At 63.2% G+C, this 14,542-nt stretch carries 11 protein-coding genes; 8 read left to right on the top strand and 3 right to left on the bottom strand.

Annotated features, from left to right (window positions below):
• The first annotated feature begins 19 nt into the window (after positions 1 to 19).
• A complete protein-coding gene (locus tag V6M87_RS15970) occupies positions 20 to 1,711 on the top strand; it encodes an AMP-binding protein (RefSeq protein WP_332877633.1) in 1,692 nt (563 codons plus the stop codon).
• Positions 1,712 to 1,792: 81 nt separating this feature from the next.
• Here V6M87_RS15970 and V6M87_RS15975 read toward each other — a convergent pair whose 3' ends face one another.
• Positions 1,793 to 2,062, bottom strand: coding sequence for a hypothetical protein (locus V6M87_RS15975; protein WP_332877634.1), 270 nt, complete (start codon positions 2,060 to 2,062; stop codon positions 1,793 to 1,795).
• Between V6M87_RS15975 and V6M87_RS15980 the strand changes: the two genes are divergently transcribed.
• Entirely contained in the window at positions 2,052 to 3,938 is a 1,887-nt protein-coding gene (locus V6M87_RS15980; RefSeq protein WP_332877635.1) for a carbohydrate-binding module family 20 domain-containing protein, read from the top strand. The two genes, V6M87_RS15975 and V6M87_RS15980, sit on opposite strands and share 11 nt — an antisense overlap.
• Positions 3,939 to 4,192: 254 nt before the next feature.
• Positions 4,193 to 4,531, top strand: a complete 339-nt coding sequence (locus V6M87_RS15985) for an addiction module antidote protein (RefSeq protein WP_332877636.1) — start codon at positions 4,193 to 4,195, stop codon at positions 4,529 to 4,531.
• Positions 4,532 to 4,605: 74 nt separating this feature from the next.
• On the opposite strand, the gene V6M87_RS15990 is transcribed toward V6M87_RS15985, so the two are convergent.
• Entirely contained in the window at positions 4,606 to 5,475 is an 870-nt protein-coding gene (locus V6M87_RS15990; RefSeq protein ID WP_332877637.1) for a peptidoglycan-binding protein, read from the bottom strand.
• Between the two features lie 326 nt (positions 5,476 to 5,801).
• Between V6M87_RS15990 and V6M87_RS15995 the strand changes: the two genes are divergently transcribed.
• Positions 5,802 to 7,901, top strand: a complete 2,100-nt coding sequence (locus V6M87_RS15995; protein WP_332877638.1) for a TonB-dependent siderophore receptor — start codon at positions 5,802 to 5,804, stop codon at positions 7,899 to 7,901.
• On the opposite strand, the gene ggt is transcribed toward V6M87_RS15995, so the two are convergent.
• Positions 7,898 to 9,559, bottom strand: coding sequence for a gamma-glutamyltransferase (gene ggt / locus V6M87_RS16000; RefSeq protein ID WP_332877684.1), 1,662 nt, complete (start codon positions 9,557 to 9,559; stop codon positions 7,898 to 7,900). The two genes, V6M87_RS15995 and ggt, sit on opposite strands and share 4 nt — an antisense overlap.
• Before the next feature lie 477 nt (positions 9,560 to 10,036).
• Here ggt and V6M87_RS16005 point away from each other — a divergent pair, with 477 nt between their 5' ends.
• The 4 genes from V6M87_RS16005 to V6M87_RS16020 are packed head-to-tail and all read left to right on the top strand — an operon-like array spanning position 10,037 to position 14,537.
• Positions 10,037 to 11,761, top strand: a complete 1,725-nt coding sequence (locus tag V6M87_RS16005) for a methyl-accepting chemotaxis protein (protein WP_332877639.1) — start codon at positions 10,037 to 10,039, stop codon at positions 11,759 to 11,761.
• A gap of 18 nt (positions 11,762 to 11,779) precedes the next feature.
• Positions 11,780 to 12,397, top strand: a complete 618-nt coding sequence (cysC, locus tag V6M87_RS16010) for an adenylyl-sulfate kinase (protein ID WP_332877640.1) — start codon at positions 11,780 to 11,782, stop codon at positions 12,395 to 12,397.
• Positions 12,398 to 12,401: 4 nt separating this feature from the next.
• Positions 12,402 to 13,385 carry a hypothetical protein gene (locus V6M87_RS16015; RefSeq protein WP_332877641.1) on the top strand — a complete coding sequence of 328 codons (984 nt, stop codon included), beginning with the start codon at positions 12,402 to 12,404 and terminating at the stop codon, positions 13,383 to 13,385.
• 45 nt (positions 13,386 to 13,430) lie between these two features.
• Entirely contained in the window at positions 13,431 to 14,537 is a 1,107-nt protein-coding gene (locus V6M87_RS16020) for a sulfotransferase family protein (protein ID WP_332877642.1), read from the top strand.
• The last annotated feature ends 5 nt before the right edge of the window (positions 14,538 to 14,542 follow it).

Here is a 14,542-nt window from a genome sequence, read left to right on the forward strand (position 1 = left end):
ATGGTCCCATAAAATAACCATGGAGACCATGATGAAATCACTCGCAAGCTATGTGCATGGCGCGCACGACGTGGCGCTGATCGGCGCCACCATCGGCGACTATCTCGAGACGATTGCCGCGCGCTTCGGCGCCAATGACGCGCTGGTCGTCCCCAGCCAGGGGGTGCGCTGGACCTACGCCGAATTCAACGAGCGCGTTACCCGCCTGGCCGCCGGCCTGGTGCGCCTTGGCCTGTTGCCGGGCGAGCGCGTCGGCATCTGGGCGCCCAACTGCGCCGAATGGGTGCTGACCCAGTTCGCCACTGCCAGGGCCGGCCTGATCATGGTCAACATCAACCCGGCCTATCGCCGCGCCGAACTCGAATTTGCGCTCGACAAGGTCGGCTGCACCGCGCTGATCCTCGCGCCCAGCTTCAAGTCGAGCGACTATCTCGCCATGCTGGGCGACGTGGTGCCGGAACTGGCGACGTCCAGCCCCGGCCAGCTGGCGTCAAAGCGCCTGCCGGCACTGCGCCACGTGATCCGGCTCGGCACCGTGCACACGCCCGGCATGGTCAATTTCGATACGGTCTGCGCCGAGGCCGACGCCGGCGACTTCGCCAAGCTTGCCAGCACCGCGCGTGGCCTGCAATTCGACGACCCGGTCAACATCCAGTTCACCTCCGGCACCACGGGCGCCCCGAAAGGCGCGACGCTGACGCACCACAACATCCTCAACAACGGCTTTTTCATCGGCGAGGCCATGCGCCTCACCCGCGCCGACCGCCTGTGCATCCCGGTGCCGCTGTACCACTGCTTCGGCATGGTGCTGGGCAACCTGGCCTGCGTGACACACGGCGCGACGATGGTGTATCCGGGCGAAGGCTTCGACCCGGTGGCGGTGCTGCGCACGGTGCAGGACGAGCGCTGCACCGGCCTGCATGGCGTGCCGACCATGTTCATCGCCATCCTCGACCATCCCGATTTCAGCCAGTACGATTTGCGCTCGCTGCGCACCGGCATCATGGCCGGCTCGCCCTGCCCGGCCGAAATCATGCAGCGCGTGATCGACAGCATGCACATGCAGGAAGTGACGATTGCCTACGGCATGACGGAAACCTCGCCAGTCAGTTTCCAGAGCGCGGTCGACGACCCGCTCGCGCTGCGCGTGGCCACCATCGGGCGCGTGCATCCGCACCTGGAAGTGAAAATCGTCGATGGCGCCGGCAACATCGTCGCGCGCGGCGAAAAGGGCGAACTGCTCACGCGCGGCTACTCGGTCATGCTGGGTTACTGGGACGATCCGGAGCAAACGCGCGACGCGATCGACGCGGCGCGCTGGATGCATACCGGCGACCTGGCCACCATCGACGCCGACGGCTTTGCGACCATCGTCGGGCGCGCGAAAGACATGGTCATCCGTGGCGGCGAGAACATCTATCCGCGCGAAGTGGAAGAATTCCTGTACCGGCACCCGCAGGTGCAGGACGTGCAATGCGTCGGCGTGCCGGACAAAAAATATGGCGAAGAACTGTGCGCCTGCATCGTGCTGCGACCCGGTGCGCAGGTCACGGCGCAAGACATCCGCGCTTTCTGCGACGGCCAGATCGCGCATTATAAAATCCCACGTTACGTGCGCTTCGTCGAGGCGTTTCCGATGACGGTCACGGGAAAGGTGCAGAAGTATTTGCTGCGCGAACAGGCGGCGCAGGCGCTGGTGCCAACCACCTGAAACATCTCGAAACAACTTAAAGAAAAATAGTTAACCGCAATAAAGCACATCTGCGGCGGACTAAAAACATGGTCATTCTGATCACGCTGCTACACGCGGCAATGCCCCCGCTTGCGCTATGAAAATCGGGGAGAAATCGCGCAGCTCCCCTGTTTTATTCCAGCCACGTATTTCTTTGACGATGCCGTTCCATGCTTCAAACAGGCAGTCCGGGCGCGGCACAATGCGCGCTGCATGTGCGTCGCCGTGCCACTTCGCAGCCGCGCAATCCGGTGCTAATCTGCTCGCGCACCAAAGCGGCATCGCCGTTTTTATCAGTGACGCATTCAAAGGACACAGCGTGAAATTCATCCAAACAAGACCAGCGCAAAAATTACTCGCCGCCGCCATTCTGGCCAGCATGTCGATGATCGTGGCGACGCCTGCCAGCGCGGCCAGTTTCAATCCGGCCGATACCTCGGTGCAAATGTTCCGCTGGCGCTGGAACGATATCGCCAAAGAATGCACCAACTGGCTCGGCCCGCAAGGCTATGGCGCGGTGCAGGTGTCTCCGCCGCACACGTCGGTGAGCCTGAACACCTGGTACGACATATACCAGCCAGTCAGTTACACCAAGCTGAACAGCCTGATGGGCACCGAAGCCGAATTCCAGGCCATGATTTCCACCTGCCACGCAGCCAAGGTGCGCGTGTATGCCGACGTGGTGGTCAACCACATGGCCGGCGGCTCGGGCAAGACCAGCGACGGCACCAGCTGGAACGGCAATACGCTGGCCTACCCGAATTTCAGTGCGTCCGATTTCCACGCCAACTGCACCATCGCCAGCGCCGATTACAGCAATACCAACCGCAGCAATGTCACCACCTGCCGCATCCCCGGCTTGCCTGACCTGAACACCGGTTCGACCTATGTGCAGGGCCAGATCCGCACCTACCTGAACAAACTGGTGGCAATGGGCGTGGACGGCATGCGCTTCGACGCTGCCAAGCACTTGGCCCCGGCCGACATCGCCGCCTTCCTGAATGGCGCCACGCGCACCACCACCTCGGGCGAGCCGCTCTGGATCACCCAGGAAGTGATCGTCGACGGTGGCGTGAATGTCCCGAGCTATTTCGCCACCGGCACCGTCAACGAGTTCCATTACGTGTACGCGATGAAGGAAATGTTCCAGAACCTGAACGGCGCCAGCATCTCGAAGCTGGAAACCATCATGGGCACGCCGGCCAAATGGGGCGGCAGCTGGGGCTTCATCCCCAGCCAGAACGCCACCGTGTTCGTGAATAACTGGGACACCGAGCGCAACGATGGTTCGCCCAGCTCGCTGGTGGCCAGCAATTTCACCGGTGTCAACAACGACACCACCGGCACCAAGCGCTACAACCTGGCCAATATGCTGATGCTGGCCTGGCCGTATGGCGCGGCGCAAGTCCACTCGGGCTTCCGTTTCACCACCACTAACCAGGCGCCGCCAAGCGCCAGCCCGTTCGATGCCAACGGCAATGCGCTGGTCAACCAGCAGTGGGATTTTATTCATCGCTGGCCCGAGATCTCGAACATGGTGGGCTTCCGCGCCGCCACGGCCGGTGAAGGCACGGCCAACTTCGTATCCGGCACTGTCAACCAGATCGCATTTTCGCGCGGCGCCAAGGGCTTTATCGCCATCAACAACGACAGCGCCGCGTGGACCAACCGTTCGTTCGCCACCGGTCTGCCGGCGGGTACCTATTGCAACGTCGCACACGGTTTGCTGAACGCGGCCAAAACCGGCTGCACCAGCGACAGCGTGGTGGTGCCGGCCAATGGCGTGGTGACGCTCACCCTCGGCAGCGTGACGGGTACCGTGGTCCCGGCAGTGGCCTTGCACATCAACCAGAAGATCGCCGCTGCCGTCACGTGCAGCGCCGTGTCGGTCAAACTGCGGGTGGCGAATGCGAATACCGTCACCGGCCAGAGCCTGTACGTGGCCGGCGACCGTGCCGAGTTCGGCAACTGGGCGGCCACCTCGGCGAGCCAGCTGACGATCGAAGGCACGGGCGCCAACGCGGCCTGGTCGCGCACGTTCAGCCTGCCGCCATCGACGGCGATCCAGTACAAATTCGTCAAGAGCGGCGCGGGCGCAGCAAGCTGGGAAAGCAACCAGTCCACCATCAGCAGCAACCGCGAAGCGGTGACGCCGGCATGCGGCGCGGCGACACTGGTGCTGGATGCGGGCAGTTTCCGCTCCTGATATTCCCCGGGTTGAAGCAGCCCCGGATGGCCCGGACCGTGATGGTCCGGGCCATTTTTTTGTCTACATTTAATGGACGAACGGCGTGTTTGGCGCAGCCGGATGCGCGCGCAGGCAGCGCAGTCACAATCATTCGACTCACCTCCGATTGACATCCGAGACCAAACGATTACAGTCATGCTGCCACGCCAGGGAGATGCTGGCCGGTTTGAAAGCCCGGCGCGACGCGCTGGCCGAGTGAAAGGAACACCAGCATGAACACGACCGATACCGCCTGTCGCCTCGACAGCCTCGATGGCCTAGACGACTTCGACGTGGCGCACAGCCTGACCAGCGACGCCGCCATTGCCGCCTGCATCAACGACGTCATTTCGAGTGGCGAGCAGGCGCTCAGGAACGTCATCCGGGTCAGGGGCGTGACGACTATCGCCGGCATTGCCGGACTGACGCGCGAGGGCACCTACAAGGCGTTGCGCCCGTCGAGCAAGCCGCGCTTCGAAACCCTGGCGGCCCTGCTCGACGCACTCGGCATGGAAATCAGGCTGGTTCCGAAGTCGGCCGCGCCAGGCGAAACCGAGGTCGTGGCCGCGTGAATGGTCGACGTTCCCGCCTGCCAGCTGCGCAGACAGCAGCTGGCGAAGCACGGGCACGCGAAGCGGCGCCGGTTCTACGCGGGCTGTAGTGCCGCCGCCTTCAAACTGTCTGCCAACGACAAGCCCATCAGACCGGCGCCGGTGGCCCACGACTTTGCAAACGCGTCGAAGCCATGCAAGCCGCCATTGACGATGCGGCGCAGCGCCGCCAGCTTGTCCATCGGCGCCATTGCGTCGCTCGTCAATACCGCCTTGATGCGGCTGCTATTCGCTTTCAAATACAAGCTCAGCAAATCGGCGGCAATGGCGCTTTCCAGCGCCCGCTCCGGCGCATCTTCCAGCTTGAAAGGCGGCGTCAGCAAGCTGCCAAAACGCTGGTAATTGGCCCGTCCCGTCAACTGGACGAAGCCGCGGCCGCGGAATTGTTGTCCGTCGTCCGGCCCCAGGTTGCCGAGATCCTTGCGATTGTCGTATTTGGCGAAATGCGGCCCGTTCGGCAGGACCGTATTGAACTGCGACACCCCTTCAGGAACCGGCTTGAACTGGCCGCTTTCGACATGAATGGTGGCGATTGCCATCAGCACCGTGGACGGCGCCTGCAAGCCGCGGGCAATCAGCGAGCGCTGGATGTTGGGCAGATGCTCGCGGATATTTTGCAAGGGAGCGCCAACGCACATCTGGCTGACCAGGTCGACCGACAGCCGGGTGACCGGATCCGCGGCCGCATCGTCGCCCAGCAGCCCCAGCGCACGCAGCGTGACCGGCCCGGCCACGCCGTCCGGCTTCAATTCCGCACTGCGCTGGAAGGCGATCACGGCCTGTTCGGTGGTGGCACCAAACGAACCATCGATCAAACCGGCATAAAATTTCTTTTCAAATAGTGCCTGCTGCAATAGTTCGACGTCCTTCCCTATTGCGCCGAGAAAAAGCGTACCGATAGGCATGATTGACTCCCTCATAAAGTGACGAAACGATGCGATCCAGACTACGCGTCCGCACCTTTTCGAAGAGCGATCAAGCATTGCATCAACCGGCTCGCTGCATCATCAGGCGCTCGGACTGCCAATCCAGTGTGGCATGAAAATCTTGCGCATTCCATCATTTTGTTGATCTGCATATGCCATGCAATCCGCATTGCAAACCGGGCCGCCGATTCCACGCCTGACCCCTATTTACAAAGTACCTGCGGCTATAGGTAGATAAAATCCGCCTCAGCATTTATAATGAGAACGATTCGCATTAACATTTAGACGCACATTCAGGAGTTTCAATGCCGCAGTACTGTCCTTCCCGTTTTCCATTGCGTCCCCTGGCGCTGGCCTGCTCCCTGCTGGTGGCCTCCAGCGCCCCCGCCTTCGCGGACGACCTCGACGAACCCATTCCGACGGTCACGGTCACCGGCGCCGCCGACAAACCCGGCTACACCGTGCGCGACAGCAGTTCGGCCACCCGCCTCGATCTGTCGCTGCGCGAGACGCCGCAATCGGTGACTGTCGTCACGCGCGCAAAGATGGACGACTTCAAGCTCAATTCGGTCAGCGACATGCTGGCCAGCACGCCCGGCGTGTCGGTCGAATCCGTCGAAACCGACCGCGTCTACTACACCGCGCGCGGCTTCGATATCACCAATTTCCAGTACGACGGCGTCGGCGTGCCGTTTGTGTTCGGCAATGTCACCGGCAACTTCGACACCGCCCTGTACGAACAGGTCGACATCGTGCGCGGCGCGAACGGCTTGATGTCCTCGACCGGCAATCCATCGGCCACCGTCAACTTCGTGCGCAAACGCCCGGGCAAGGAACTGGCCGCCTCCAGCACCCTCACCCTCGGCTCGTGGGGCAACAAGCGCCTCGACGTCGACGTCTCGACGCCGCTGTCGGAAAACTGGGCGGCCCGCTTCGTCTTGGCGCGCGACCAGGGCGATTCCTGGCTCGATCGCTACCACCTGAACAAAACCGTGGCGTCGGCCATCGTCGAAGGCAAACTGACGCGCGACGACAAGCTCGCACTCGGCTACACCTATCAAAAAAGCGCCGCCACCGGCGCGATGTACGGCGCGCTCCCGCTGTATTTCAGCGACGGCAGCCCGACCAATTATGCAGGCTCGGCCAGCACCGGCACCGACTGGGCGTTCTCGAACGCCGAGGTCCACAGCGGCTTCGCCGAATGGACGCACGCGTTCGCCAACGGCTGGTCGGGCAAGGTGACGGCCACCTACAATGTGGCGCCGAGCCGCTGGCAGATGCTTTTTGTATCCGGTACGCAGGACCGCGTCACCGGCCTCGGCCTGTCGAGCTATACGTCCCTGTACAACTCGGATTTCAAACAGAAAATGGTCGATGCGCAGGTGTCCGGAAAATTCGCGCTGGCAGGACGCAGCCATGACGTCAGCCTGGGCGGCGCGTGGGCCGATTCGCGCATCAGCTCCAACTCATCCACGGGCGCCGATACCGGCACCGCGCTGCCCGGCAACGCGGCCGTCGATGGCAGCTATCCGAAGCCGGACTTCCCGGCGGCCGCCGACAACGGCGGCTACAACGACAAGCGCAAGAACGCGTATGTCGCGGTACGCTGGAACCTTGCCGACGACGTCAAGCTGCTCACCGGCGCCAACCACGCCAAGGTCGATACCGCGGGTTCCAGCTACGGTGTGAGCAGCTATCGCGCCGCCAGCAAGACCACGCCCTACGTTGGATTGGTCTATACGATGAACCCCGTTTTGTCGGCCTACGGCAGCTACACGTCGATTTTCAATCCGCAAAGCGAGATCGATGTCACGCGCCATACCCTGGCGCCGGTCGAAGGCAAGACCTATGAACTGGGCCTGAAGAGCGAACTGTTTGGCGGCAAGGCGAATCTGTCCGGCGCGATTTTCAAAACCAAACAGAGCAATGCCGCGCAACTGATCGGCTACCTCGGCGTCGACGCCTATTACAAAGGTATCGAGGCCCAGTCGCAAGGTTTCGAGATCGAATTCGCCGGCCAGCTGGCGCGTAACTGGCAAGCGAGCATCGGCGTTTCGCAGCTGTCGGTGACCGGCGACGACGGCGCTGCTGCCCGCACCTTCATCCCGCGCAAGACCATCAAAACGGCCACCACCTACCGCTTCGACGCGCTACCACAGCTGAAAGTGGGCGCGGCAATCAACCTGCAATCGAAGATCTACACGCAGGAAAACGGCGCGACGATCACGCAGGGCGGCTACACGACCGTGGGCCTGATGGCGCAGTACGACATCACGCCGAAGCTGACCCTGGCCGCGAATGTGAACAACGTCACAGACAAGCGCTATCTGAAGAGCCTGTTGTGGACGCAGGGCTATTATGCGGCGCCGAGGAATGCCAGCGTGAGTCTCAACTGGAAGTATTAATAGCCAGCCGCCGAGCCAGCTGGCCGGCGGTTGTCGTTGGCGCCGTAAATAAAGCCGGGCAGCACCTTGCCCGAGACGCCCGAGTCGTTCCCTGAACTTGCCGGCGCCGCGCCCGCCACAACCGGCGGACCGACCAGGATCATCTCGGTCGCGCCCCAGGTTGACTGCTCTTTCATCGTGTAGCCCATCTCTGTCAACAACTTCAAGGTATCCGGCGACAGCGTGCGCGGCTCGTAGTTGACCAGGTCGGGCTGCCACTGGTGGTGGATGTGCGGCGCATCGACTGCCTCCTGCGGCGCCATGCCGTAATCGATCACGTTCAGCGCTGCCTGCAGCGTGATGGTGATGATGCGCGAGCCGCCGGGCGAGCCGACCACCATGAAGGTCTTGCCGTCTTTCGTGATCACGGTCGGCGACATCGACGACAGCGGCCGCTTGCCCGGCGCGATGGCATTGCTGGCGCCCTGCACCAGGCCATACATATTGCGCGCCCCGATCTTGCTCGTAAAATCGTCCATCTCGTCGTTCAGGAAAAAACCCGTGCCCGGCGCAATGACCACCGCGCCGAAGCGGCCATTCACGGTGTAGGTCGTCGAGACCGCGTTGCCTTCCTTGTCGATCACCGAGTAGTGGGTCGTCTCCGGCTTCTCGTGCGGCATGCTGCCCGGCTGGACGGCAGACGATGGCGTGGCCTGGTTCGGCTGAATCTGCTTGCGGATGGCGGCGGCGTAGTCCTTGCTCATCAAACGTGCGGTCGGATTCTTGACGAAATCCGGGTCGCCGAGGAAGGTGTTGCGGTCCATGTAAGCATGGCGCATCGCTTCGACCATGGCATGCACCGAGGCGGCCGAATGGTAGCCCAGCGCCTTCATGTCGTAGCCCTCGAGAATATTCAGGATCTGGCACATGGTCACGCCACCGGAACTCGGCGGCGGCGCCACGATGAACTGGTAGCCGCGATAGGTGCACTTCAACGGCGCCATTTCGCTCACGTGGTACGCGGCGAAATCGGCCGCGGTGATGATGCCGCCGCCCGCCTTGGCGGCCTTTTCCACGGCTGCGGGAATGGCGCCCTTGTAGAACGCATCGGGGCCCTTGATTGCGATGGCTTCAAGCGTGTTGGCCAGGTCGGTCTGGACCAGGCGGTCGCCCGGCTGCAGCGGCGTGCCATCCGGCCGCAGGAAGATGCGCGCCGCTTCCGGGTCCTTCCTGAACCAGGCCACCGTGGTGTCGATGATGTCGGTGTCGGCGCGGTTCAGAATATAGCCTTCGCGCGCCAGCCTGATCGCGGGCGCGAGCACCTGGGCGCGCGTGAGCTTGCCGTATTTTTTCTGCGCGTGCTCGAAACCGGCCACCGTGCCCGGCACGCCGACCGCCAGGTAGCCGTGCAGGCTGGCGCCGGGTTTGAGCTTGCCGTCGGCGTCCAGGTACATGTCGGCGCTGGCGGCGGCCGGCGCTTTTTCGCGGAAATTAATAAACGTGTCTTTGCCATCGGCCAGGTGGATGGTCATGAAGCCGCCCCCGCCGATGTTGCCGCAGCAGGCGTTCACCACCGCCTGGGCGTAACCGACCGCGACTGCCGCATCGATGGCGTTGCCGCCCTGTTTCAGGATAGCGACCCCGATATCGCTGGCCAGGTACTGGGACGACACCACCATGCCGTGTTTGGCCTCGAGGGCGGGTGGGGAGACTGCGTGGGCGCTACCGAGAAGGCCGAGCGAGAAACATACGGTGGCCGCGAGCGGCGTGAAGCGAAAGATCATGAGGTGTCCTGGAAATCAGCAAAAGCGCCCGCATCAGCGGGCACTTTCCTACTTTACTGCAAATCCATTTTTACAGCAGGCAACAGGCCGATTGCTTACTTGCGTGCGCCGCCGTGGGCAAACACCGTGTTGCAATTGCCATTGACGCAGCAAACTGCTGTTTCTTCCAAATCCAGCCTTGCGCGCGGGGCACTAAATTGGTGCGGTTGCTCAAGATTATTAAACTGTTGTAAGCATTCAGTATTTTTTTACGGAAATATTCGTAAGGACATATTTGAACTAAGATCGTTTAAGGCAAAAATTCAGCATAAACAGCATAAGTTTATGCATTTGTCTCATTACGACTAAGGGGAAGACATGATTTTGCGAAATATGACCGTTGCCCAAAGACTCAGCGTTGGATTCGGCCTGGTATCAGTATTACTGCTTCTGGTGATTGCACTGGGACTGTCAAGCATGCGCCAGATTCAGGGACGCATGGTCGAGATTGCCAAAGTCAACGATGTCGAAATGCGGCTGGCCCAGACCATGGACCTGACCGTCACCGAGCGTGCACTCGCGCTGCGTAACCTGATCCTGCTGAAGGAAGAGAAGGATATCCAGATCGAAGTCAAGCGCATCAGCGACCAGGAAGCCAAGTACGCCGTTGCCATCGACAAGTTGGCGCAGATGTTCCGTACCGAGGGCGGCACCAGCACCGAAGAACGGGCGCTGCTCGAAAGCATCCGCCAGCAGGGTGAACAGGCAGCGCCGTTTATCAAGCGCGCCCAGACCCTGGCGCTGGAACAGCATCAGGACCAGGCCTACCAGCTGCTGCGCGCCGAGTTCCGTCCGGTACAGCGGAAATGGTGGGATCTGCTACGCCAGCTGATCGCACTGGAAGAAAAACAGAACATCGAGTCGGTCAACAACGCCGACGCGGCGTATGCCAGCGCGCGCCAGAATATGCTCATCATGGGCGGCCTGGCATTGCTGTGCAGCATCGCAGCGGCCTGGTTGATTACCCATCGGCTGGTGCGCCAGCTCGGTTGCGAACCGGATGAAGCGGCCAGCATCGCGGCGGAGATCGCAGCCGGCAACCTGAGTGTGCCGATCCATCCGCGCAGTGGCGATACCAGCAGCCTGCTCTACGCCATGCAAGCCATGCGCGACGGACTGACCCTGATTGTCGGCCAGGTGCAGTCCAGCAGCGCCACCATCGCCAGCGCCGCCAGCCAGATCGCCAGCGGCAACCTCGATCTGTCCTCGCGCACCGAACAGCAGGCCAGCACACTGGAGGAAACCGCGTCGTCGATGGAACAATTGACCAGCACCGTGCGCATCAACTCCGACCGGGCCCGCGAGGCCAACGGCCTGGCCGAATCGGCCTCCAGCGTGGCCACCAAGGGCGGCTCGGTGGTGGCCGAAGTGGTGCACACCATGGCCGCCATCGATGTCTCGGCGCACAAAATCGTCGACATCATTGCGGTCATCGACGGGATTGCGTTCCAGACCAATATTCTCGCGCTGAACGCGGCGGTCGAGGCGGCCCGGGCCGGCGAGCAGGGTCGCGGCTTTGCGGTGGTCGCCAGCGAGGTGCGCACGCTGGCCCAGCGCAGTGCGGCGGCGGCCAAGGAAATCAAGGAACTGATCGGTGATTCGGTCGACAAGGTGCAGGCCGGCAACCGCCTGGTCGAGCAGGCCGGCAACACCATGGATGAAGTGGTGGCAAGCGTCAAGCGGGTGACCACCATCATGTCGGAGATCATGCAGGCCGGACGCGAGCAAAGCGCCGGCATCGAGCAGATCAACAACGCCGTCACGCAAATGGATGACGTCACCCAGCAGAATGCAGCGCTGGTCGAGGAAGCGGCGGCGGCGGCGCAGGCGATGCAGGAACAGGTCAACAGCCTGAACGACGTCGTCAGCACCTTCCGCCTGACGGCCGGGGTTGCCCCCGTGATGCACGTTAGCATGAAGCCGATCGCCCGCGTCAGCAAACCTGCACCGCAGCTGGCGGCGCCACCCAAGCCGGTCCGGGCCCCGGCCCGCCCCAGTGTGAAGAGCGCCCCCAAGCAGATGGCGGCGGCCGAATCGAACGAATGGGAACAATTCTAAGTGCAGCAGGAGCACCTCATGGTCAGTCTGGAACGGCAGGACAAGGCGGCGCCGCAAGTGTTCTGGCATGCCAGCGGCGTCGCCACCGAACAACGCTGTCGCCAGCTGGGTCAGCAGGCGGCCACCGTCTGGCTGACCGGCCTGAGCGGCGCCGGCAAATCGACGCTGGCCTACGCACTGGAGCAGCGCCTGTTTCACGCCGGCCGCACCTGCTTCGTGCTGGACGGCGACAACCTGCGCCACCACCTGAACAGCGATCTCGGCTTCACAGCACGCGACCGTCAGGAAAACATCCGCCGCGCCGCCGAAGTGGCGCGCCTGATGAACGATGCCGGGCTGATCGTGATTTGCGCTTTCATTTCGCCGCTGCGCAGCGACCGCGATCTGGCGCGCGCCATCATCGGCGCCGGGAATTTCATCGAGACCCATGTCAGCACCCCATGCACGGTGTGCGAGGAACGTGATCCCAAGGGCCTGTACCAGAAAGCGCGGGCTGGACTGATCGCGGAGTTCACCGGCGTGTCGGCGCCCTACGAAGCGCCGCTGCAGTCGGCACTGACACTCGACACCGGCGTGCTGACGCTGGAACACGCCTGCGACCAGCTGTTCGGCCACCTGACGCCGCGCTTCCTGTGACGCCATGGACTACGACGTCTTCAACGGCGATGCAGACGGTATCTGTGCGCTGCACATGCTGCGCCTGCATACGCCGGCCCGGCGCACGCTGATCACCGGCGTCAAGCGCGACATTGCGTTGTTGCGCCGGGTGCCGGCCAGGCCCGGCATGGAAGTGATGGTGCTGGACGTGTCGCTGGACGCGAATGCCGGCGAGCTGCAACGTTTGCTGGACGGTGGCGCGCACCTGACCTGGTTCGACCATCACGGCGCCGACTGCGCGCCGGCCCATCGCCATCCGCACCTGACGCTGCATTGCGACCCGGCGCCGCAGGTGTGCACCAGCATCCTGGTGGACCGCCATCTGGGCGGCCGTTACCGTCCCTGGGCAGTGACGGCCGCCTTTGGCGACAACCTCGACCAGCCGGCGCGGGCACTGGCGCACAGCCTGGGGCTGGAGCACGACGCCACCGCGGCGCTGCAGCAACTCGGGCAAGTCCTTAACTACAACGCGTATGGCGAATGCGAGGCCGACCTGCATGTGGCGCCAGCCGATCTGTACCTCGCCATCAGCGCGCAGGCGACGCCGGCCGGCTTTATGGCCAGTAGGCTGTACCCGGCCCTGCTGGACGGCTACCGCGCCGATTGCGCCCAGCTGCTGCACCTGCAACCACACTGGCAGCAGCACGGCAACGCGGTGTACCTGCTGCCGTCCGGTGCGTGGGCACGCCGTGTCAACGGTGTACTGGCCAACCGGCTGGCCGCGCGCCAGGACGGCGCCGCGTTTGCCGTGCTGGTGCAACGCAGCGATGGTGATTACCTGGTCAGCGTGCGCTCGGGACAGCCGCACACACACAGTGCCTGCCGGCTGTGCAGCGAATTCCCCAGCGGCGGCGGTCGCCATGCCGCCGCCGGCATCAACCACCTGCCGGCGGCCGCACTGACCCACTTCATCGCCCGCTTCGACGCCTATTTCCGCGCTGACGCGGCGCGCACCCATGCCGCCTGATGTTGCACCCCTGTCGGCCGGCGGCTGATTTTTCAGGAGAATGAGATGACTGCAAGCCCACCCCGCCCGCGGCCCGTGATGATGATTCCGCTGCGCCGCTGCGGCAGCCACGCGCTGCGCCTGCGCCTGAACATGGCGCCGCAGTTCTATTCGCCCTATCCGCTGCATATCGTCGATTTCATGCCGCTGCTGGCGCACTACGGCGACCTGCGCGACGACCGCCACTACTTCCGTCTGGTCACCGACCTGTGCGGGCTGCAAGCGGTGAGCATGGTCAAATGGCCGCAGATGGCGTTCGATCCGGTGCAGATTTTCGAAGCCATTCGGCACCAGCCGCGCAGCGTGCACCGCGTGCACTGGGAGCTGCTGCTGCGCGCGGCCGAACAGCAAGGCGCCAGCGTCGCCATGGACAAGTCACTCGACAACGTGCACCACGCCGATGAGCTGATGACGCTGTTTCCCGACATGCTGTTCGTGAACGTGGTGCGCGACCCGCGCGCCCAGGTGGCGTCGATGAACCGCGCCATCATCCACGACTTCGACACCGGTCTGAACGCCGAAACCTGGCTGGCCGCCCACCGCGCCACCGACCATGTGACAGCGCGCTATCCGGGGCGGGTGCTGACCATACGCTACGAAGATTTTTTATCGGCCCAGCAAGCCACGCTGGAAACCCTGTGCGGTTTCCTCGGCATCGACTACCTGCCGCAGATGCTCGACGTTGGCGCCTCGCAGGAAGCCCGGCAGATCAGCCAGTTGTCGGCGCTGTGGTCATCCAACTGTTTCGCGCCAATTGCCGCCAACATCGACAAGTTCAAGCAGCAGCTCAGCATGGACGAAATCGCGCTGATTGAAACCCTGACCGGCGACTACATGGACCGCTACGGCTACGCGCGCCTGACGCCGGGCGCGGCCGACCTGTCGCCAGCGACGCGGGCCGCCGCCGTGGCGCGCTCCGACGCCGGCCGCGCACGCGCCTGGCGCGATCTGGAACAGGACAACTTCCGCGACTACGTGCTGCGCCGCTGCCGTGCCGACTACCTGGCGCAATTGCGCGCGCGCCCCGCACAACCAGCCTTGCCGCGCGGCGCCGAGCATGTCATCGTCACGCTGAGCGAACTCGATCCGGCCGCATTCGAGGTCAGTGATTAAATAGA

This window comes from Massilia sp. S19_KUP03_FR1 (assembly GCF_036688685.1).
In the GTDB taxonomy this organism is placed as follows: Bacteria; Pseudomonadota; Gammaproteobacteria; order Burkholderiales; family Burkholderiaceae_D; genus JALYUM01.